We start from the raw sequence: 21,352 nt of genomic DNA on the forward strand, positions 1-21,352 counted from the left end.
CAATGAAAAAACGCCGGGTTGCCCCGGCGTCAATGATGATGCGGATTACTGCAAGTCTATCAAACTCGGTCGTAGACCGGTTGACCACCGTGCTTGCGCTCTTCTTCCAGATTGTCTTCCGACTGATGACCGGTCCAGTAGTCGGCGCCCTTGATGCCCAGTTTTTCAGGGTGGAACACCGGATCCACACCTTGTGCCAGCTGCGCCTCGTAGTCGCGCAGCGCAACAAAGGCCGGCTTCTGCAGCATCAGGATGGCGGCGATGTTCATCCATGCCATCATGCCGACACCGATATCACCCAGGCCCCAGGCCAGATCGGCGGTCTTCACGGTGCCGTATACCACAGTCGCCATGATGCCGATCTTCAACACCAGCGTCAGCCAAGGACGGTTTACCTTGCGGCTCAGGTAGGCGATGTTGGTTTCAGCGATGTAGTAGTAGGCAATGATGGTGGTGAAGGCGAAGAAGAACAGTGCCACGGCCACGAAGATGGAACCGAAGCCCGGCATGATGTTTTCCATCGCGGTCTGCACATAGCCCGGGCCTGCAGCCACACCGGCGATACCGGTATGCAGCGCGTTGCCATCCGGGCCTTGCACGTTGTACTGGCCGGTAATCAGCAGCATGAAGGCGGTCGCGGAGCACACGAACAGGGTGTCGATGTAGACCGAGAACGCCTGTACCAGACCCTGCTTGGCAGGATGCGATACCGAAGCGGCGGACGATGCGTGCGGGCCGGTACCCTGACCGGCTTCGTTGGAGTACACGCCACGCTTCACGCCCCACTGGATCGCCATGCCCAGGATGGCACCAAAGCCGGCATCGAAGCCGAAAGCGCTCTTGAAGATCAGGCTGAGTACGTGCGGCAGTTCGTGAATGTTCAGCGCCACGATCACGCAGGCCACCAGGATGTAACCCAGCGCCATGAACGGCACCACGATTTCGGCAAAGGAAGCGATACGCTTCACGCCACCGAAGATGATGAAGCCCAACATCAGCGCCAGAATGGCAGCCGTCACGTTCGGGTCAATGCCCAGTGCGTTCTGCAGGCCGGCACCGATCGAGTTGGACTGGGTACCAGGCAGCAGCACGCCGCAGGCGAAGATGGTGGCGATGGCGAATACGATCGCGAACGGCTTCATGCCGAGGCCCTTCTCGATATAGAAGGCCGGACCGCCACGGTATTCACCGTTGATCTTTTCCTTGTAGATCTGGCCGAGGGTGGACTCGACGAAGGCCGAGCTGGCGCCCAGGAAGGCAACCATCCACATCCAGAACACGGCACCGGGGCCACCGAAGGTGATCGCGGTAGCAACACCGGCGATATTACCGGTACCGACACGACCGGCCAGCGTCATCGCCAGCGCCTGGAACGACGACACGCCGCTGTCGCTGGACTTGCCGTCAAACATCAAACGGATCATTTCGCCGAAATGGCGTACCTGGGCAAAACGGGTGCGAATGGAAAAGAACAAGCCAACGCCCAGGCAAAGGAAGATCAATCCCTTGCTCCAGATCCAGCCATTCAGAAAATCAACTGCTGCCTGCATGTTTACTCCTCAGTTTCAAGGGAGGGTCTGTACCCGCTCCGACGGTGTTGTGGCCGCCACAGCCTAGTAAGCTGTAGCGTGCTATCGCACAGGTCATGCGCCTGTTTCGCGAGAGCAGAACATTACTGAAACAAGTTCCGCGTGAATAGTAGCCTGGATACATTAGCCATTATTTGTCCGACAATCCGCAGAATAACGGCACATCGTTGCACCAAAAAACAAAACGCGCCGTCAAACTTGCTTGACGGCGCGTCATTAAAACAACTGAAAACAACACTAATCAGCCAAAAAAGTCTTTCAGCTTGTCCATGAAGGAGTTGGCGCGCGGATTGTGCGTTGCGACATCGCCCTGGCTGATGGCCTCGAATTCGCGCAGCAGTTCCTTCTGCCGCTCGGTGAGGCTGACCGGGGTTTCCACGATGACGTGGCACATCAGGTCGCCGACATCATGGCCGCGCACCGACTTCACACCCTTGCCGCGCACGCGGTATACCTTGCCGCTCTGCGTTTCCGACGCGATCTTGACCTTGACCATGCCGTCCAGGGTCGGGATCTCCACCTCGCCGCCCAGCGCCGCGGTGGCGAAGCTGATCGGCATTTCGCAATGCAGATCCATGCCGTCGCGCTCGAACACGCTGTGCTTCTTGATGTGGGTGACCACGAACAGGTCGCCGGCCGGACCGCCATTCTGCCCCGGTTCGCCCTCGCCGGACAGGCGGATGCGGTCGCCCTCGTCGACACCAGCCGGGATCTTCACGTTCAGCGTCTTGTGCGTCTTCACCTGGCCGGCACCGTGGCACTTGTGGCACGGATCGGTGATCTGCTTGCCGCTGCCGTGGCAGGTCGGGCAGGTCTGCTGGATGGAGAAGAAACCCTGGCTCATGCGCACCTGGCCGTGACCGCCGCAGGTGGTGCAGGTCTTCGGCTGGGTGCCCGGCTTGGCGCCGGAGCCGTGGCACACGTCGCAGTTTTCGTGCGACGGGATGCGGATCTGCTTCTCGCAGCCGCGTGCAGCCTCTTCCAGCGTGATCTCCATGTTGTAGCGCAGGTCGGAGCCGCGATAGACATTGGAACGACCACCGCCGCCACCGCCGCGCTGGCCGCCGAAGATGTCGCTGAAGATGTCGCCGAAATCGAAGCCACCAAAGCCGGCACCGCCGCCGCCCATGCCGGCCTGCGGGTCTACCCCGGCGTGGCCGTACTGGTCGTAGGCGGCACGCTTCTGGCCATCGGACAGGATTTCATACGCGGCCTTGACCTCCTTGAACTTTTCTTCGGCGTCCTTGCTGTCCGGATTACGGTCCGGGTGGTACTTCATCGCCAGCTTGCGATAGGCCTTCTTGATGTCGTCGTCCGACGCATCGCGATTGACGCCCAGTACCTCGTAAAAGTCCTTTTTAGCCATGCTGTCTCACCAGTGCGCCCAACCGCGAAGGTTGGCCGCAAGTTTTACCAATGAAAAAGCACAGCGCCCGCGCGCGAGCCCTGTGCCTTGTCGACCGTCAGCCGATTACTTGTCTTTCTTCACTTCTTCGAACTCGGCGTCAACGACGTTGCCGTCGTCCTGCTTGCCGGCGTCCGCTTCGGTGTTGGCGGCACCTTCCGCACCTTGCGCCGCGTACATCTGCTCGGCCAGTTTGTGCGATGCCTTCATCAGCTCTTCGATCTTGGCGTCAATGGCTTCCTTGTCGTCGCCCTTGACCACTTCTTCCGCATCCTTCAGCGCGGCTTCGATGGTGGTCTTTTCTTCGGCGGAGATCTTGTCGCCGTGTTCGGCCAGCGATTTCTTCACGCTGTGGATCAGGCCTTCACCCTGGTTGCGGGCCTGTACCAGCTCGTGCAGCTTCTTGTCTTCTTCCGCATTCAGCTCGGCGTCACGCACCATTTGCTGGATTTCGTCTTCCGACAGACCGCTGGAGGCCTGGATGGTGATGTTGGCCTGCTTGCTGGTGGCCTTGTCCTTGGCGGATACGTGCAGGATGCCGTTGGCGTCGATGTTGAACTCGACCTCGATCTGCGGCACGCCACGGGCGGCAGCCGGAATGTCACCCAGGTTGAACTGGCCCAGCGACTTGTTGGCGGAAGCCTTCTCGCGCTCGCCCTGCAGCACGTGGATGGTCACCGCGGTCTGGTTGTCTTCGGCGGTGGAGAACACCTGCGACGCCTTGGTCGGGATGGTGGTGTTCTTCTGGATCAGCTTGGTCATGATGCCGCCCATGGTCTCGATACCCAGCGACAGCGGGGTCACGTCCAGCAGCAGCACGTCCTTGCGATCGCCGGACAGTACCGAACCCTGGATCGCGGCGCCCACAGCCACAGCTTCATCCGGGTTCACGTCACGGCGTGGTTCCTTGCCGAAGAAGGCCTTCACCGCTTCCTGTACTTTCGGCATGCGGGTCTGACCACCAACCAGGATCACGTCGGTGATGTCGGCCAGCGATACGCCGGCGTCTTTCAGGGCCACCTTGCACGGCTCGATGGAGCGCTGTACCAGGTCGTCGACCAGGCTTTCGAACTTGGCGCGGGTGATCTTCATCGCCAGGTGTTTCGGGCCGGTGGCATCCATGGTGATGTACGGCAGGTTCACTTCGGTCTGCGTCGCGGACGACAGTTCGATCTTGGCCTTTTCCGCGGCTTCCTTCAGGCGCTGCAGTGCCATCACGTCGTTCTTCAGATCAACGCCCTGGTCCTTCTTGAACTCGGTCACGATGTAGTCGATCACGCGCTGGTCGAAGTCTTCGCCGCCGAGGAAGGTGTCGCCGTTGGTGGACAGCACTTCGAACTGGTGCTCGCCGTCAACGTCGGCGATTTCGATGATGGACACGTCGAAGGTACCGCCGCCGAGGTCATAGACGGCAATCTTGCGGTCGCCTTCCTGCTTGGCCAGGCCAAAGGCCAGCGCGGCAGCGGTCGGTTCGTTGATGATGCGCTTCACGTCCAGACCGGCGATGCGACCGGCGTCCTTGGTCGCCTGACGCTGGCTGTCGTTGAAGTAGGCCGGCACGGTGATGACCGCTTCGGTCACTTCTTCGCCCAGGTAGTCTTCGGCGGCCTTCTTCATCTTGCGCAGTACTTCGGCGGAGATTTGCGGCGGCGCCATTTCCTTGTCGCGCACCTGAACCCACGCATCGCCGTTACCGGCCTTCTTGATCTGGAAAGGCATCAGGTCGATGTCTTTCTGTACTTCCTTGTCTTCGAAACGGCGGCCGATCAGGCGCTTCACCGCGTACAGGGTGTTCTTCGGGTTGGTCACCGCCTGGCGCTTGGCCGGGGCGCCGACCAGGATCTCGCCGTCTTCCATGTAGGCGATGATGGACGGGGTGGTGCGTGCGCCTTCGGCGTTCTCGATCACCAGCGGGTTGCCGTTTTCAACGACGGCCACGCAGGAGTTGGTGGTGCCCAGGTCAATACCGATAATTTTGCCCATAGTGCTGAATCCTTTCGATTTGATCTCGATTTAATCTGTTTGCTTGCCCGTCGCAGCCGGTGGTGCGCCGGGGGGTTGTCTTGCCAGATATTGGCTATTTCCGCGTTTTCAAGAGGGTTAGTCGCCGCAATCTCAGCACTTGGCCTTGGCGACCACCACCATTGCCGGACGCAGCACGCGATCGGCGATCAGATACCCTTTTTGCATTACGCGCACCACCGAATTCGGCTCGGCGTCGGACTCTTCGGTGCTGATAGCCTGGTGGCGGTGCGGGTCCAGCTTCTCGCCCAGCGGGTTGATTTCGCTGATCTGGCCCTTCTCGAAGGCGGCCAGCAGCTGCTTCAGCGTCAGGTCGACGCCGAATTTGAGGTTTTCGAACTGGCCAGACTGGTCCTGAAGCGCCATTTCCAGGCTGTCCTTGACCGCGATGAGTTCGGAGGCGAATTTTTCGATGGCAAACTTTTGTGCCTTGGCCACTTCTTCCACGCCACGGCGACGCTGGTTTTCAGTTTCGGCCTTGGCGCGCAAAAACTGCTCTTTCATTTCTGCTAGTTCAACTTCCAGCTGGGCGACACGCTCCGCGTCACTGACGACGGCGCCTTCGGCCGGGTTGGCAACTTGTTCAAGCACTTCTTCCGCTTGGGGATTTTGATTTTCCTGCATGATCGCTTCCGTTTGGCTGAATTCACAAAGACCTCAGGTAAATAAGGCCAAGCCCGCCGTTTTCAAGATCTTCTCCACAATAAGTAAATGGTCATTTAGTTACTTTTATTTTCGTTAACGATCAGGATCGGCGCGCGCCGGTGATTCATTTTTGTGCACCTTTGTTACCTTTTGAAAACAAAGGATTTTTTTGTGCTGCAGTGCACACAACGCAATTTTTTTATGCTTAAATGATTCCACAACAGCGCTACTGCACGGCCCGCCAGCACTGGATCCGGGGCGGTTTCCGGCAGTCAGGCCCGCCACCAGAACAGGCGGGTTAGCAACGCACCAAAGACCGGCATCACCGGCCTGCAGCAAGAGAAACTGGGAGCGCCGGTTTATCCGGCAAAACGAAACTATCAAGTGAAGGGTTTACCATGACTACTCGCGAACAACGCATCGCCGCCATCCAGCACGACTGGGACACTAACCCGCGCTGGAAAGGCATCAAACGTGGCTACACCGCTGCTGACGTTGAGCGCCTGCGCGGCTCCGTGCAGGTAGAGCACACCCTGGCCCGCAACGGTGCCGAGAAGCTGTGGAATCTGGTGAACAACGAGCCGTACATCAACTGTCTGGGCGCACTGACCGGCGGTCAGGCGATGCAGCAGGTGAAAGCCGGCATCAAGGCGATCTACCTATCCGGCTGGCAGGTTGCCGCCGACAACAACGAATACTCCGCCATGTACCCGGACCAGTCGCTGTATCCGGTTGACTCTGTGCCGAAGGTGGTCGAGCGCATCAACAACGCTTTCACCCGCGCCGACGAAATCCAGCACTCCAAGGGTCTGGAAAAAGGCGATGCCGGTTTCGTTGACTACTACGCCCCGATCGTGGCCGACGCCGAAGCCGGTTTCGGCGGTGTGCTGAACGCCTACGAGCTGATGAAGGCGATGATCCGCGCCGGCGCCGGTGGCGTGCACTTCGAAGACCAGCTGGCTTCCGTGAAAAAATGCGGCCACATGGGCGGCAAGGTACTGGTTCCGACCCAGGAAGCGGTACAGAAGCTGATCGCCGCCCGTATGGCTGCCGACGTCTACGGCGTCCCAACCTTGGTGATCGCCCGTACCGACGCCGAAGCGGCCGACCTGCTGACCAGCGACTACGACGAGAACGACAAGCCGTTCCTGACCGGCGAGCGCACCGCCGAAGGCTTCTACAAGACCAAGAAAGGTCTGGAGCAAGCCATCAGCCGCGCCGTGGCCTACGCCGAGTACGCCGATCTGGTATGGTGCGAAACCGGCACCCCTGATCTGGAATTTGCCCGCCGCTTCGCCGAAGCCGTGCACGCCAAGCATCCAGGCAAACTGCTGGCCTACAACTGCTCGCCATCGTTCAACTGGAAGAAAAACCTGGACGATGCCACCATCGCCAAGTTCCAGCGCGAGCTGGGCGCCATGGGCTACAAGTACCAGTTCATCACCCTGGCCGGCATCCACTCCATGTGGTACAACATGTTCGATCTGGCGCAGGACTACGTGGCACGCGGCATGTCCGCCTACGTGGAGAAGGTGCAGGAGCCGGAATTCGCGGCCCGCGACCGCGGCTACACCTTCGTATCGCACCAGCAGGAAGTCGGCACCGGTTACTTCGACGACGTGACCACCGTGATCCAGGGCGGCAAGTCCTCGGTGACCGCGCTGACCGGCTCCACCGAAGAAGAACAGTTCCACTAAGCGTTCGACATTACGGCACCTCGACCCTGCCGTCTGCGTCAAACAGCCCCGCCTGACACTGCACGCAGTGCTCGTGCGCGGGGCACCCAAACCGCCTGCAACCCCGTTGCGGGCGGTTTGCTTTTCTGCCGCCAAACACCAGCCCCACGCTGCCAGGCACCGGAGGGACACTGCCATGCCGGGCCGCCCAGCAACGACAACGCCAGCGGCAAGCCGCTGGCGTGATCAAGGTTGGCCGCAAGCAACGGCGGCGGTGCATCGCTACTCCGCCTTGCCGGCCTCGGCGCGGCGGCGGCGCACCTCCTTCGGATCGGCCTGCAGTGGGCGGTAGATCTCCACGCGATCACGATCACGCAGCACGTGTTCCGCCGGCACTGCCTTGCCGAAGATGCCCAGCTTCAGCTGCGCGAGGTCGATATCCGGAAACTCGCTGGCGATGCCGGACTGCAGCACCGCCTCGCGCGCAGTGGTGCCGGCCGGCAGCGACAGTTTGACGATCAGTTGCCGCTCCGGCCGCGCATAGGCGACCTCCAGCTGCAGCCTGTCAGTCATCGCCGTACACCTTGTCCGCTTCCTTGATGAAAGCATCGACCAGCGTGCCGGAGATGTGGCCGAACACCGGCCCGATCAGCTTCTCCAGGATCTTGCTGGAGAACTCGTAGCTGAGGCGGAATTCCACCTTGCAGCCGACATCGCCCAGCGGCAGAAAGTGCCAGCGTCCCTGCAGGTGCTTGAACGGCCCGTCCACCAGCTCCATCAAGATGCTGCTGTACGGCTCGTTGATATTGCGGGTGGTGAAGTGCTGCCGCACCTTGAGGTAGTCGATGTGCAGGCTGGCGACCAGCTGGTCGCCGTCGCGGGAGTGCTCTTCCCCCTTGCTGCACCACGGTAAAAAGCGCGGGTAGTGCGCCACGTCGTCCACCAGGCGGAACATCTGCTCCGGGGTGTGGGCGACCAGGACATTTTTCTCGACAACTTGCATGATGAAAACTGTGTGGGAGTCCGTAAAAGGCCGGCACGGCGGCAACACCAAGGTTGGCCGCAGCAAGCCCATGAATTTTCGATACTTTGGCGATGCGCTTTGTTCTGGTAGAATATCGGGTTTACTGCTTCGTCTTTCCGCCACGCCGCCATGAGCATCATCGACAACCGCAAAGCGTTTCACGATTACTTCATCGAAGAAAACATCGAGGCCGGCCTGGTACTGGAAGGCTGGGAAGTCAAAGCCATCCGCGCCGGTCGCGTGCAGCTGAAAGAAAGCTACGTCATTTACCGCAATGGCGCATTCTACCTCGTTGGCTGCCATATTACCGCACTGCAATCCGCGTCGACCCACATCAAGCCCGATCCGATCCGCGACCGCAAGCTGCTGCTGAAGCAGGAACAGATCAGCCGCCTGATCGGCAAGGTCGAGCGCGCCGGCTACACCATCGTGGCGCTGAACCTGCACTACAGCAAAGGCAACATCAAGGTCGACATCGGCCTCGCCAAGGGCAAGAAGCAGCACGACAAGCGCCAGTCGGAAAAAGAACGCGAATGGGCGCGTGAAAAACAGCGCCTGATGCGCGACAAGGGCTGAGCCATGAAACCCAGCGCCACCCAGGCCTTCATCCTCATCATCCTCGGCGCCCTGTGGCTGCTGAAAAGCACCGCGCTGCTGCCGGACACCACCACGCTGCTGGCCATCCTGCTGGCGGGAGCCGGCGCCGGCTTGCTGCTGATCGACGGCATCACCAAATCCAGCATTGTGACCAACCCGATGCTGATCTATACCGGTGCTGCCCTCTACCTGTTTGACACCAGCAGGCTGCGCCTGAGCCACAGCCTGGCGCTGGGCATGATCCTGCTTGGCATCCTGATGCTGATCGCGCGCAGCGATCGCATTCCGGAGCGGCGACTGAAGAAATAGCGCCCGCCTGCCAGCGGCAGGCCCGGCCCCGAGTACCCGTATTCAAATCCGACTGGTGACCCGACCAGTCTTTTACATTCAAGGACAGTCATGGACAAAATCCTCATCCTCGATTTCGGCTCCCAGGTTTCCCAGCTGATCGCCCGCCGCGTACGCGAAGCGCACGTTTACTGCGAGCTGCACCCGTTCGACATGCCGCTGGCCGACATCAAGGCCTTCGCCCCGAAAGCCATCATCCTGTCCGGCGGCCCGAACTCGGTGTACGAATCCGACTACCAGGCTGATCCTGCCATCTTCTCGCTCGGCCTGCCGGTACTGGGTATCTGCTACGGCATGCAGTTCATGGCGCAGAGCCTGGGCGGCAAGGTCGAGGCCGGCGACACCCGCGAATTCGGCTACGCCGAAATCCAGGCGCGTCACCACTCCAAGATCCTGGAAGGCCTGCAGGACCGCATCGACGACGCCGGCAACGGCTTCCTCGACGTGTGGATGAGCCACGGCGACAAGGTCACCGCGCTGCCGGCCGGCTTCAACGTCATCGCCGAGACCCCGTCCTGCCCGATCGCCGCGATGGCCGACGAGGCCCGCGGCTTCTACGCGGTGCAGTTCCACCCGGAAGTGACCCACACCAAGCGCGGCACCGAGATGCTGCACCGCTTCGTGCTGCACGTCGCCGGCGCCAAGCCAAGCTGGACCATGCCGAACTACATCGAGGAAGCGGTACAGAAGATCCGCGACCAGGTCGGTGACGAGGAAGTCATCCTTGGCCTGTCCGGCGGTGTTGATTCCTCGGTAGCTGCCGCGCTGATCCACCGCGCCATCGGCGACCAGCTGACCTGCGTCTTCGTTGACCACGGCCTGCTGCGCCTGAACGAAGGCAAGATGGTGATGGAAATGTTCGCGCAGAACCTGGGCGTGAAAGTGATCCAGGTCGATGCCACCGCCCAGTTCATGGGCAAGCTGGCCGGCGAGTCCGACCCGGAGAAGAAGCGCAAGATCATCGGCGGCGAATTCGTCGAAGTGTTCCAGCGCGAATCCGGCAAGCTCACCAACGCCAAGTGGCTGGCACAGGGCACCATCTATCCGGACGTGATCGAATCCGCCGGCGCCAAGACCGGCAAGGCACACGCTATCAAGAGCCACCACAACGTCGGCGGCCTGCCGGACGACATGAACCTGAAGCTGCTGGAGCCGCTGCGCGACCTGTTCAAGGACGAAGTGCGCCAGCTGGGTGTGGCGCTGGGCCTGCCGCACGACATGGTCTACCGTCACCCGTTCCCGGGCCCGGGCCTGGGCGTGCGCATCCTCGGCGAAGTGAAAATGGAATACGCCGACCTGCTGCGCCGCGCCGACGCCATCTTCATCGAAGAGCTGCGCAACACCGTCGACGAGAAGACCGGCAAGAACTGGTACGAGCTGACCAGCCAGGCGTTCGCGGTCTTCCTGCCGGTAAAATCGGTGGGCGTGATGGGCGACGGCCGCACTTACGACTACGTGTGCGCACTGCGCGCGGTGGTGACCAGCGACTTCATGACCGCTCACTGGGCGGAGCTGCCGTACAGCCTGCTCGGCCGCGTGTCCAACCGCATCATCAACGAAGTCCGCGGCCTCAACCGCGTGGTCTACGATGTCTCGGGCAAGCCGCCGGCAACCATCGAGTGGGAGTGATCTGACGCGGCTCGCCGGCTGACAGCGAGCACGCACACCCGCCACCCCGTGCCAAGGCGCGGGGTTTTTTGCGCCCACGGCAAGCACACCTCCCCGGACCCACGCGTCATCGCCATGCCAAAATTTTTTCGGGCATGCTGTAATGAATCGCCTCCGCAGGCGACTAAAGGCGGCAATGCGCGACATCGCGCATTTCATCAACGACCACCCCGACCATTCAGGAGAAACACCATGTCCGCATCCAGCACCCTGCTTGCCTCCGCCCTGACCGCCGTCATCGCCATGAGCGCGGCCACCCCGGCCGTCGCCGCCAGCAAGGAAAAATGCTACGGCGTCGCCGCCGCCGGCAAGAACGACTGCGCCGCCAACGGCCACAGCTGCGCCGGCCAGGCCAAGCTCGACAAGGATCCGGCGGAGTGGAAATACGTCGCCGCCGGCAGCTGCGCCCAACTGGGCGGCATGTTGCAGCCGGGCAGCAAGTAAGCCTGCACACCGAGCGGGGCGCCTGCCCCGCCGTTTTCTTGCGAAAGCCGATCATGACCACCCCGCTTCCCGCCTGCGCCGGCATCGGTCTGCGCCAGCCGCACTACCGCCAGGTGCTGGACACCCTACCCGCGCTGGGCTGGATCGAGCTGCACAGCGAGAACTTCTTTGACGGCGGCCAGCCGCTGGCAATGCTGCAAAGGTTGGCCGCAAGTTATCCGCTGTCGCTGCACGGCGTCGGCCTCGGCCTGGGCTCCGCCGCGCGCCCCGAACCGCAGCACCTGGCCTCGCTGCAACGCCTGCTGGCGCAGGTGCCGGCGGCCGCGGTGTCCGAGCACCTGTCGTTCAACCACGATGCCGGTTACCGCTACGCCAACGACCTGCTGCCCATCCCCTATACCCGCGCGATGCTGACGCAGGTTGCGGCCAACGTTGCCGAAACGCAGGATGCCATCGGCCGCCCGCTGCTGCTGGAAAACCTGTCCAGCTACCTGCAGTTTCCGGGCAACGAGATGAGCGAAGCCGAATTCCTCGCCGAGCTGGTGCAGCGCACCGGCTGCGGCATCCTGCTCGACGTCAACAATCTGTACGTCAACCACGTCAATCTCGGACTGGATGTCGACGCCTTCCTCGACGCGCTGCCGGCCGCCGCCATCGGCGAGATCCACCTCGCCGGCCACAGCGAACGCCGCTTCGACGACGGCAGCAGCCTGCTGGTCGACACCCACAGCCGGCCGGTAGCGCCGGCGGTGTGGCAGCTGTACCGCACGGTGATTGCCCGCATCGGGCCGCGGCCAACCCTGATCGAGTGGGACAGTGACATTCCGCCGCTGGACACGCTGCAGGCGGAGGCGGCAACGGCACAGCGCATTCTCGACACCACCGGCCGGGGGGCGTGCCATGACTGACGCACAACGCTGGCAGCACGCGCTGCTGGACGCCATCACCGCACCGCAGTGGCAGGCGCACGCCACGCTGCCGGCCAATGCGCTGGCGGTGTACCGCAACAACTACCGCGTCGGGCTGATGGAGATGCTCGCCCTCGTCTACCCCATCGTGCAGCAGCTGCTGGGTACCGAATTCTTCGGCGCGCTGAGCCGCGAGTTCGTGCGCGCCACCCCGTCGCACAGCGGCAACCTGCACCGCTACGGCGCCGGCTTCGCCGACTTCACCGCCGGCTTTGCGCCTACTGCCGAGTGGCCCTATTTGCCGGACGTGGCGCGCATGGAGTGGGCGCTGCATCGCGGCTATTACACCCCCGACAGTGCGCGCCTCGACGTCGCCACCCTCGCCGCACTGTCACCCGCGCAATGGGGCGCGTTGCGCCTGCCGCTGGATGCCTCGCTGAGCCTGTTGCGCTCGCCGTGGGCGCTGTCGGCGATTCACGCCTACCACCAGCCGGGTGCAACAAAAGAGCCGTTCACGCTGGCGCAGGCAGAAAACCTGCTGCTATGGCGCGAGCACGGCCGGATGCAGCTGCGCCCAGTGGCCGACGCGCCGGCCGAGTTCCTGCTCTGCCTGCAGCATGGCGCCACGCTGGACGAGGCTACCGCCGCCGCGCTTTCGGTAGCGCCAGATTTCGCATTGCTGGACACCCTGCAAACCGGCCTGCAGCACGGCTGGTTTGCACAATCACAAGGAAACCCGTCATGAACTCGCCCATTGCCTGCCTGCTGCGCCAGTCCAGCCGCGTGATCACGCCACTGGCGCCGCCGCTGCAAGACCTCGCCCTGCTGGCGCTGCGCCTGTGGCTGGCGTGGGTGTTCTTCAGGTCCGGGCTGACCAAGATCGAGGACTGGGACAGCACGCTGTTCCTGTTCAGCGAGGAGTACGCGGTGCCGCTGCTACCGCCAACGTTGGCCGCATGGCTGGGCACCGGCGGCGAGCTGGTGCTGCCGGTGCTGCTGGCGCTGGGGCTGGCCGGCCGCTTCGCCGCGCTCGGCCTGTTCGTGCTCAACGCGGTGGCGGTGATCAGCTATCCGGCGCTGGAAGGCAGCGCGCTGGACTTCCACTACCAGTGGGGGCTGATGCTGTTCACGCTTCTGGCCTGCGGCCCCGGCCGGCTTGCGCTGGACGCGCTGATCAGACGCCAGTATCGGCTGTGACATGGCATAATCGTCGGCACTGTTCACTCTCGACCCCTGCCCACGCATGAGCACGCCACAGACTCTGGTATTACAAGCCCCCACCCTCGACCAAGCCCGCATCACCGAACTGGCCGCCCTGTCCGGCGCCAGCGACAGCCGCAGCGTTGCGGCCAACGTGGTGCGTCTCGACGGTGTCGATCCCACCCGCCGCGAGCTGGTGCTGGCGCGCGCCGAGCGCCTGAGCGTGGATGCCAACTATGTCGACAGCGCGCGCCGCTTTGCCGATTTCGGGCTGCTGGTATCGGACATGGATTCCACGCTGATCACCATCGAGTGCATCGACGAGATCGCCGACATGCAGGGGCTGAAACCGCAGGTGGCGGCCATTACCGAGCGCTCGATGCGCGGCGAGCTGGACTTTACCGAATCGCTGAAAGCGCGCGTCGCGCTGCTGGCCGGCCTGCCGGAAGCGGCGCTGGCCAGCGTCTACGATGAGCGCCTGCAGCTGATGGCCGGCGCCCGTGAACTGCTGACCGCCTGCCGTGAGCACGGCGTGAAATTCATGCTGGTTTCCGGCGGCTTCACCTACTTCACCGAACGACTGAAAGCGGAGCTGGACCTCGACTATACCCACGCCAACCAGCTGGAAATCGTCGACGGCAAGCTCACCGGCCGCGTCATCGGCGACATCGTCGACGGCGCCGCCAAGCGCCGCCTGCTGATCGCGCAGCGCGAGGCACTGGGACTGAGCGCCGAGCAGGTGATCGCCATGGGCGACGGTGCCAACGACCTGCTGATGCTGGCCGAGGCCGGCGTCGGCGTCGCCACCCACGCCAAGCCGGTGGTGCGCGCCCAAGCCCGCTACACCCTCAACCATGTCGGACTGGATGGCATCCGCCACCTGTTCCGGTAGCCTGCGGCCAACCTTGTATGCCACTGCCCGAACTGGACACCGTCTACTTTGACAGCTGTTTTCCGCTGCGCTTTCACCCGGCGCCGGACGAAGCCACCCGCCACGCCGCGCAGCTGGAAACCGGCCTGGCGCTGGCGGTGCTCGCCGCGCCGCTGGACCAGGACAGTGACGGCAGCCCGCTGCTGCAACGCTTGGAAGCCAAGCTCGACTTCGTGCTGGAGCTGGGCCTGCTGGCGCGCTATCCGCAACTGCCGCCAGCGCGCCCCTGCCGCATCGGGCTGGAGGCGGTGGTGTGGCAGGACGAGCTGGCCGCCAGCGCCGGCGACAGCGGTCTGCTGCAGCTGCATCCGCACGCGCCGTCCGGCTGCCCGCTGTATCTGTTTGTGACCATCGAAGCCAGCCAGGCCCGCCCTGACGGCTACCAGCATCTGGCGCGGCTGCAGCCGCTACGCCACGACAGCGACACCCGCCGCTGGGAACGCTGGGTGTTCCAGCAGCATCGCCAGCACATCGGCAAGGGCAAGGCATGACGCCGACCCTGCCGCCGGAACAGCAAGCGCCGGAAGCGCAACGCGCCCGCCGTCTGCTGCGCCTGTCGTGGGTACTGGCCCTCTTGGTACTGGCGGTGATGTGGGGCGGCGTGATCGAGGGCCTGCGCCAGCGCCAGTCGCTGCTCAGCGCCCAGCAACAGACCCAGCAGGCAGAATGGCTGCGCCTGTCCAGCGCGGCGGTGGATGACCGGCTACGCAACCTGTACAAGGAATTGCAGCTGTTCGCCAATGACCAGCCCAGCCTGGCTCGCGACGCCACCCAGCTGTTCCCGCTGCAGGGCGGCAGCCTGTGGCTGGTGGACGCCAGCCAGCAACAGCAGCTGCGCGGCCAGCAGCAGGCGCTGAGCGCAGCGGCCGCGTTGCAAGTGCGGCAATGGCTGCAAAGCCCGGCGGTGCACCCGGCGCTGACCGTGCTACCGCTGCCGGTGATCGACAAACGGCCCGGCAACAGCGAGCTGCTGCAAGTGGTGCTGCCCTTGTGCGAGCTGGAGCGCTGTCACAGCGCGCTCACCGGTTTCCTGCGCGTCAGTGAGCTGCTGGACCCGGAACAGCTGGTGGATCACCCCGCCTATGCCGTGCTCGACATCAACGGCAGCGTGCTGGCCAGCAATGGCAGCATGGATTTCAACGGCGACAACCTGACCCAGGTCGCCACCACCCGCCTTGGCCAGGTGCCGCTGCTACTGGCGGCCAACTACCGCAGCAGCCAGATCATCCGCAGCTTCAACCTGTTCGCGCTGAGCCTGCTCGGTGTCGCACTGGTGCTCAGTTGCTTGCTGCTGCTGATGATGTGGCGCATCAGCCAGATCCTGCTGCATGTCGAGCACAGCAGCAGCCAGTTCAACCATGCGCAGCAGCTGCTGGCGCTGACCAACAGCAGCTTGCGCGAAAAGATGCGCACCCTGATCGACGAGCAGCGCGACCAGCAAACGCTGATCGAAACGGTGCAGGTCGGCGTGCTGATCGTCGACGCCAGCGAGCGGTCCATCCTCACCAGCAACGATGCCGCCGCGCGCATGCTGGGCATGTCGCGGCAGATGCTGCAGCGGCAGACGCTGCCCGCGCTGTTCCACAATCCGCAGCGCTGCGAGGAGCTGCTGGCGGTGCTGCAGGAACAGCAGATCGTCACCGACCGCGAGGCACAGCTCAACAACCACAACCACAAGGTCTGCTGGAGCATGACCTCAATGCGTTACCTGCAATTCCGCGAACGCCACGCCATTGCCGTCAGCCTGATCGACATCACCGAGCGCATCGCCCACGCCCAGCGGCTGCAAGACGAGAAACAGGCCACCGAACGCGCGCTAGCGCAGCTGCAGGCCACCCAGCACGAGCTGTACCAGCGCGCCACGCTGGACGACCTCACCGGGCTAGCCAATCGCCGCCACTTCCTGTCCTTCGCCGGCAAGGCGCTGGAACGCGCGCGGCTGGCCGACGACACCGTCGCCGTGGCGCTGATCGACCTCGACCACTTCAAGAACATCAACGACCGCTACGGCCACGCCGCCGGCGATGCCGCGCTGCAACACTTCGCCAGCAACCTGCGCGCGGCACTGCCGGACAGCGCGATGGCCGGGCGCATGGGCGGCGAGGAGTTTGCGCTGCTGCTGCCGGATACCTCGCTGGGCGAGGCACACGCCATCGTCGACGTGCTGCGCAACGGCATCGCCATGCAGTCATTCCACACCGACGGTCAGCAGCTGCAGCTGACCTTCTCCGCCGGCGTCGCCGCCAGCCGCAACGGCCACGCGCACGACCTGTCCGAGCTGCTGAAGCTGGCCGACAAGGCGCTGTACCGCGCCAAGGCCAACGGCCGCAATTGCGTGGAAAGCAGCGCACCATAAAAAAACGCCAGACCGCAGTCTGGCGTTATTGCACCGGCAAAGTGTCTTAAGCGGCCAGTGCGCTCAGCAGCTTGCCGTGGATGCCGCCGAAGCCGCCGTTGCTCATCACCAGTACCTGGTCACCGTCGCGCGCCTCGGCCACGATGGCGGCCACCAGCGCGTCGATGTCGTCGAAGCACTGCGCCTTGCTGCCCAGTGGCGCCATCGCCTCGGCCACGCTCCAGCCCAGGTTGGCCGCACCAAAGCAGAACACCACGTCGCCATCGGCCAGCGACTCGGGCAGCGCCGCCTTCATGGTGCCCAGCTTCATGGTATTGGAGCGCGGCTCCAGCACGGCCAGGATACGCTGCTTGCGGCCAACCTTGTGGCGCAGGCCGGCAATGGTGGTGGTGATGGCGGTGGGATGGTGAGCAAAGTCGTCGTACACGGTGACGCCGCGCACGGTGCCCTTCACTTCCATGCGCCGCTTCACGCTCTTGAAACGCGATAGTGCATCAATGGCCAGCGCCGGCGTGACGCCGACGTGACGTGCGGCGGCAATGGCCGCTACCGCATTCAGGCGGTTGTGTTCGCCGGGCACGTCCCACTGCACGCGGCCAAGTAGCTTGCCGTGCAGCAGCACGTCGAAGCTGCCGTCGGCAGCCGCCGCGCCGGCCTGCCAGCCGGCATCGCGGCCAAACTGCTCTACCGGACTCCAGCAGCCGCGTTCCAGCACGCGCTGCAGACTGGCCTCGCGGCCATTGCTCACGATCAGGCCATTGCCCGGCACGGTGCGCACCAGGTGGTGGAACTGGGTTTCGATGGCGGCCAGATCGGCAAAGATGTCGGCGTGGTCGAATTCCAGGTTGTTCAGCACCGCGGTGCGCGGGTGGTAGTGCACGAACTTGCTGCGCTTGTCGAAGAAGGCGGTGTCGTACTCGTCGGCCTCGATCACGAAGAACGGGCTGGTACTGGCCGCATCCTGGCGCGGCGCACCCGGTAGCCGCGCGGAGATGCCGAAGTTTTCCGGGATGCCGCCGATCAGGAAACCCGGCTCCAGGCCGGCATCCTGCAGGATCCACGCCAGCATCGAGCTGGTGGTGGTCTTGCCGTGGGTGCCGGCCACCGCCAGCACCCATTTGTCGTGCAGCACGTTCTCGGCCAGCCACTGCGGGCCGGAGATATACGGCAGGCCGCGATTCATGATTTCTTCCATCAGCGGCTTGCCGCGCGTCACCACGTTGCCGATCACGAACACATCGGCACCGATATCCGCCTGCTCGGCGCCAAAGCCCTGCATCAGCTCGATGCCCATGGCCTGCAGCTGGGTGCTCATCGGCGGATAGACGTTGGCGTCGCAGCCGGTAACCTTGTGGCCGGCGGCCTTGGCGATGGCGGCGATACCGCCCATGAAGGTGCCACAGATACCGAGGATATGGATGTGCATGACAGAATCGCAAAAACGGAAAAACAGAAGGATACCGGATTTCAAGCAAAAAAGGCTGCCACAGCGGGCAGCCTTAATCGCGCAAGATACTGGGCTTACAGCACGATCAGCGTCAGCAACAGGAACAGCGGCAACAGGATGCCGAACGACCAGGCCATGTAGCCGAAGAAGCTGGGCATCACGATGCCACGCTGCTGGGCGATGGCCTTGACCATGAAGTTTGGTGCGTTGCCGATATAGGTGCACGCGCCCATGAACACCGCCCCCATCGAGATTGCCAGCAGCGTCGGCGCCAACGGCCCCATCAACGTTGCCGCATCGCCCGATGCCAGATTGAAGAACACGAGATAGGTCGGCGCATTGTCGAGAAAACTGGACAGCACGCCGGTCAGCCAGAAGTACATCACATTATCCGGGGTGCCTTGCGGCGTGGTCACCAGCTGCACCAGGGCAGCCAGCGCACCCTGCTCGCCGGCCTGCAGCACCGCCAGCACCGGCCCGATGGTAATGAAAATGCCGGCGAACAGTTTGCCCACCTCCAGCATCGGATCCCAGTTGAATTCGTTGCCTTCGCGAATGGCTTTCGGCGTCAGCCACAGCGACAGCGCGGCAATCGCCAGCAACAGCAGATCGCGCGCCAGGTTCTGCAGCGCCACCGGTGTGCCCAGCACGTCGAAAACCACGCCCGGCTTCCAGATGCCGGACAGCAGCACCGCGGCAATCACCGCGCCCAGCAGCGGCAGGTTCTGCAAGCCGCTGATGCGGACCGGCAAGTCCGGGGTCCGGTCACGCGGCAGCACGCCTTCTTTACGGAACAGATAGCTGTCGATCGCATAGAAAATCAGCAGCAACGCCACCGCCATCAACAGCACCGGCAATGCCATTGCTTGCAGGGTCCAGCCGAAATCGACCCCCTTCAGAAAACCGAGGAACAGTGGCGGGTCGCCCAACGGCGTCAGGCCACCGCCAATGTTCGCCACCAGGAAAATGAAAAACACCACCACATGGACATTGTGCCGGCGGTTGTCGTTGGCCTTGATCAACGGCCGGATCAGCAGCATCGCCGCACCGGTGGTCCCCATGATCGATGCCAGCACCGTGCCCAACGCCAGCAGGCCGGTATTCAGTGCCGGCGAGCCGTGCAGATTGCCTGCCACCAGGATGCCGCCGGACACCGTGTACAGCGCAAACAGCAGCACGACGAAGGGGATGAACTCGACCAGCATGGCATGCACCACCAGCGCGGCTGAAGTGGTGCCACCAAAGCTCACAGTGAATGGCAGCAGGAACAGCAAGGTCCAGCCGGCGGTGATCTTGCCAAAGTGATGGTGCCAGAACTCCGGCGCCACAATCGGAAACAAGGCAATCGACAACAGAATGCCGGCGAAGGGAACGCCCCACAGCAGGCTCAGGCTGGCACCATCCAGCGCAGCCGCATGGGCCAGTACCGGCGTACTGCACAGCAGCAACAAGACGATCAGACGGGGCATTTTTTCTCCTCTTGGCAGGCAACACCATCACGGCATCGGCGCAGCTCACGCCACGCCGTACAGCAGGCCGTGTGTGTTGACTCTAGTTATTCACATCAGCATCGATAGACTGATTTTTCACAAAAAGATTCAAGCAATCTCGCGGTTTCAACACAACTGATGACATAGAAGTTGAACGGGATCGTACGGACCGAACGATTGCGGAACCACTTGGCAAGACGGGGCGGCAGACAGATCAAAGATTGGCCGCAAACGGCATAGGGAGAGGGCGACGTCCCCCCGGTATTGAGTAGCACGTGACTTTAGCGTCCAATCAACCCCACACGGAGACTGGACATGAAGAAACGATTCACCGAAGAACAGATCATCGGCTTCCTGCGCGAAGCAGAAGCCGGCATGCCTGTTGCCGAGCTGTGCCGAAAGCACGCTTTCTCGGAGGCCAGCTATTACCTCTGGCGCAGCAAGTTTGGCGGCATGAATGTGTCGGAAGCCAAGCGCCTCAAGGAGCTGGAGACCGAGAATGCGCGCCTGAAGAAACTCCTGGCCGAGACCATGCTTGAGAACGAAATTGCCAAAGAGGCCCTGCGAAAAAAGTGGTGAGCGCACCGTCACGGCGGGAGCTGGTGCGCCATCTGGTGGGCAAGGGACTCAGTGAACGTCGATCGCTACGTCTGGCCGGTATGAGCCCCAGTTCATTCCGCTACCAGCCCGCCACCGACCGCAATGCCGCCTTGAAAGCGAAGATCATCGCGCTCGCACAACGTCACCGGCGCTACGGCGCCGGCATGATTTACCTGAAGCTGCGGCAGAGTGGCATGGTGGTCAATCACAAGCGGGTAGACCGGCTCTATGCCGAGGCGGGCCTGCAAATTCGCCGGCGGAAGCGCAAGAAGGTGCCGGTGGCAGACCGTCACCCGCTGGCCCGCCCCTTGGCCGCCAATCAGGTCTGGTCGATGGACTTCGTGTTCGACCGGACGGCAGAGGGGCGTGTCATCAAGAGTCTGACCGTGGTGGATGATGCCACCCACGAGGCGGTCGCGATTGTGCCGGAGCGTGCGATGAGCGGCATGCATCTGACGCACGTCCTCGACCAGCTGGCGAGGACACGCGGCTTGCCCAAAGCGATCAGGACCGATAACGGCAAGGAATTCTGCAGCCGCGCCATGCTCACCTGGGCACATGCTCGTGGTGTTGAACTCTTCCTCATCGAGCCCGGCAAGCCGAATCAGAATACTTATATCGAATCGTTCAACGGGCGCTTCCGGGATGAGTGTCTGAACGAACACTGGTTCACCAGCCTGCGCCATGCGCAAGTCGTGATCGAAGCCTGGCGGAGGGAGTACAACAACGAAAGGCCCAAAAAAGCCCTGGGTGGTATGACGCCAGCGGCCTACGCCAAATCACTTGCAGAGAAATCAGGTAAATTAACCTCGGACTCTAAAGCTCAGTGCTACTGAGAATGGGGGGGACGTCGCAGGCAGCGGCCACGCACCTCGCGGGCGGCCCCGTTGGATCAGCGGCGGGGCGAGATGGGAAATTGAATGGCGGCAGCAACGTTTGCTGCGTCTGCCGCACACAAAGCACAAAGCCCAGCTTGATGTCTCAAGCTGGGCTTTGTTTAAG

General features: G+C 62.9%; 20 protein-coding genes. 12 read left to right on the plus strand and 8 right to left on the minus strand.

All coding sequences use genetic code 11. The features are described 5' to 3' along the window. Positions 1-59: 59 nt before the first annotated feature. The 4 genes from NOM55_RS16725 to grpE all read right to left on the minus strand — a co-directional run bounded on the left by NOM55_RS16725 (position 60) and on the right by grpE (position 5,640). Positions 60-1,550 carry a sodium:alanine symporter family protein gene (locus NOM55_RS16725; protein WP_255909771.1) on the minus strand — a complete coding sequence of 497 codons (1,491 nt, stop codon included), beginning with the start codon at positions 1,548-1,550 and terminating at the stop codon, positions 60-62. Between the two features lie 280 nt (positions 1,551-1,830). After that, on the minus strand, positions 1,831-2,955 hold the full coding sequence (dnaJ, locus tag NOM55_RS16730) for a molecular chaperone DnaJ (RefSeq protein WP_047965764.1): 1,125 nt from the start codon (positions 2,953-2,955) through the stop codon (positions 1,831-1,833). A 105-nt stretch (positions 2,956-3,060) separates the two neighbouring features. Further along, positions 3,061-4,977 (minus strand): molecular chaperone DnaK, encoded by a 1,917-nt coding sequence (gene dnaK, locus NOM55_RS16735; RefSeq protein ID WP_047965765.1) that lies wholly within the window; start codon positions 4,975-4,977, stop codon positions 3,061-3,063. Between the two features lie 132 nt (positions 4,978-5,109). Continuing rightward, positions 5,110-5,640: a nucleotide exchange factor GrpE gene (gene grpE / locus NOM55_RS16740; RefSeq protein ID WP_255909772.1), complete on the minus strand. Its 531-nt coding sequence runs from the start codon at positions 5,638-5,640 to the stop codon at positions 5,110-5,112. Positions 5,641-6,059: 419 nt separating this feature from the next. Here grpE and aceA point away from each other — a divergent pair, with 419 nt between their 5' ends. Further along, complete coding sequence (aceA, locus tag NOM55_RS16745) at positions 6,060-7,358, plus strand: isocitrate lyase (protein ID WP_255909773.1); 1,299 nt, start codon at positions 6,060-6,062, stop codon at positions 7,356-7,358. A gap of 261 nt (positions 7,359-7,619) precedes the next feature. On the opposite strand, the gene NOM55_RS16750 is transcribed toward aceA, so the two are convergent. Together NOM55_RS16750 and NOM55_RS16755 are read right to left on the minus strand one after the other, a co-directional pair. Beyond that, positions 7,620-7,910 (minus strand): RnfH family protein, encoded by a 291-nt coding sequence (locus NOM55_RS16750; RefSeq protein ID WP_255909774.1) that lies wholly within the window; start codon positions 7,908-7,910, stop codon positions 7,620-7,622. Beyond that, entirely contained in the window at positions 7,903-8,340 is a 438-nt protein-coding gene (locus NOM55_RS16755; protein ID WP_047965769.1) for a type II toxin-antitoxin system RatA family toxin, read from the minus strand. Before NOM55_RS16755 ends, NOM55_RS16750 begins: the two co-directional genes overlap by 8 nt. A 150-nt stretch (positions 8,341-8,490) precedes the next feature. Here NOM55_RS16755 and smpB point away from each other — a divergent pair, with 150 nt between their 5' ends. From smpB to NOM55_RS16805, 10 genes are all read left to right on the plus strand, one after another. Beyond that, complete coding sequence (gene smpB, locus NOM55_RS16760; RefSeq protein ID WP_047965770.1) at positions 8,491-8,937, plus strand: SsrA-binding protein SmpB; 447 nt, start codon at positions 8,491-8,493, stop codon at positions 8,935-8,937. Between the two features lie 3 nt (positions 8,938-8,940). Continuing rightward, on the plus strand, positions 8,941-9,267 hold the full coding sequence (locus tag NOM55_RS16765) for a hypothetical protein (RefSeq protein WP_255909775.1): 327 nt from the start codon (positions 8,941-8,943) through the stop codon (positions 9,265-9,267). 90 nt (positions 9,268-9,357) lie between these two features. Continuing rightward, a complete protein-coding gene (gene guaA / locus NOM55_RS16770; RefSeq protein WP_047965772.1) occupies positions 9,358-10,935 on the plus strand; it encodes a glutamine-hydrolyzing GMP synthase in 1,578 nt (525 codons plus the stop codon). A gap of 231 nt (positions 10,936-11,166) precedes the next feature. Beyond that, on the plus strand, positions 11,167-11,418 hold the full coding sequence (locus tag NOM55_RS16775) for a DUF2282 domain-containing protein (RefSeq protein ID WP_255909776.1): 252 nt from the start codon (positions 11,167-11,169) through the stop codon (positions 11,416-11,418). A 53-nt stretch (positions 11,419-11,471) separates the two neighbouring features. Further along, a complete protein-coding gene (locus NOM55_RS16780; protein ID WP_255909777.1) occupies positions 11,472-12,326 on the plus strand; it encodes a DUF692 domain-containing protein in 855 nt (284 codons plus the stop codon). Continuing rightward, on the plus strand, positions 12,319-13,071 hold the full coding sequence (locus tag NOM55_RS16785) for a putative DNA-binding domain-containing protein (protein ID WP_255909779.1): 753 nt from the start codon (positions 12,319-12,321) through the stop codon (positions 13,069-13,071). Before NOM55_RS16780 ends, NOM55_RS16785 begins: the two co-directional genes overlap by 8 nt. Next, positions 13,068-13,523: a DoxX family protein gene (locus NOM55_RS16790; protein ID WP_255909780.1), complete on the plus strand. Its 456-nt coding sequence runs from the start codon at positions 13,068-13,070 to the stop codon at positions 13,521-13,523. Before NOM55_RS16785 ends, NOM55_RS16790 begins: the two co-directional genes overlap by 4 nt. Positions 13,524-13,569: 46 nt before the next feature. Continuing rightward, positions 13,570-14,418 (plus strand): phosphoserine phosphatase SerB, encoded by an 849-nt coding sequence (gene serB / locus NOM55_RS16795; protein WP_255909781.1) that lies wholly within the window; start codon positions 13,570-13,572, stop codon positions 14,416-14,418. A gap of 17 nt (positions 14,419-14,435) precedes the next feature. Beyond that, positions 14,436-14,948 (plus strand): PilZ domain-containing protein, encoded by a 513-nt coding sequence (locus NOM55_RS16800; protein ID WP_255909782.1) that lies wholly within the window; start codon positions 14,436-14,438, stop codon positions 14,946-14,948. Continuing rightward, positions 14,945-16,813, plus strand: coding sequence for a sensor domain-containing diguanylate cyclase (locus NOM55_RS16805; protein WP_255909783.1), 1,869 nt, complete (start codon positions 14,945-14,947; stop codon positions 16,811-16,813). Before NOM55_RS16800 ends, NOM55_RS16805 begins: the two co-directional genes overlap by 4 nt. A gap of 46 nt (positions 16,814-16,859) precedes the next feature. Here the strand turns inward: NOM55_RS16805 and mpl are convergent, their stop codons facing one another. Continuing rightward, entirely contained in the window at positions 16,860-18,239 is a 1,380-nt protein-coding gene (gene mpl / locus NOM55_RS16810) for a UDP-N-acetylmuramate:L-alanyl-gamma-D-glutamyl-meso-diaminopimelate ligase (protein ID WP_255909784.1), read from the minus strand. 95 nt (positions 18,240-18,334) lie between these two features. Continuing rightward, entirely contained in the window at positions 18,335-19,729 is a 1,395-nt protein-coding gene (locus tag NOM55_RS16815) for a sodium:proton antiporter (RefSeq protein WP_255909785.1), read from the minus strand. A gap of 336 nt (positions 19,730-20,065) precedes the next feature. Here NOM55_RS16815 and NOM55_RS16820 point away from each other — a divergent pair. Further along, positions 20,066-21,186 (plus strand): IS3 family transposase gene (locus NOM55_RS16820; RefSeq protein WP_370687885.1). Its coding sequence is split into 2 segments (ribosomal slippage): positions 20,066-20,318 and positions 20,318-21,186, totalling 1,122 coding nucleotides; the frame shifts between segments, so codons are not numbered across the junction. Positions 21,187-21,352: the final 166 nt, after the last annotated feature.

This window comes from Vogesella sp. AC12 (genome assembly GCF_024437575.1).
In the GTDB taxonomy this organism is placed as follows: Bacteria; Pseudomonadota; Gammaproteobacteria; order Burkholderiales; family Chromobacteriaceae; genus Vogesella; species Vogesella indigofera.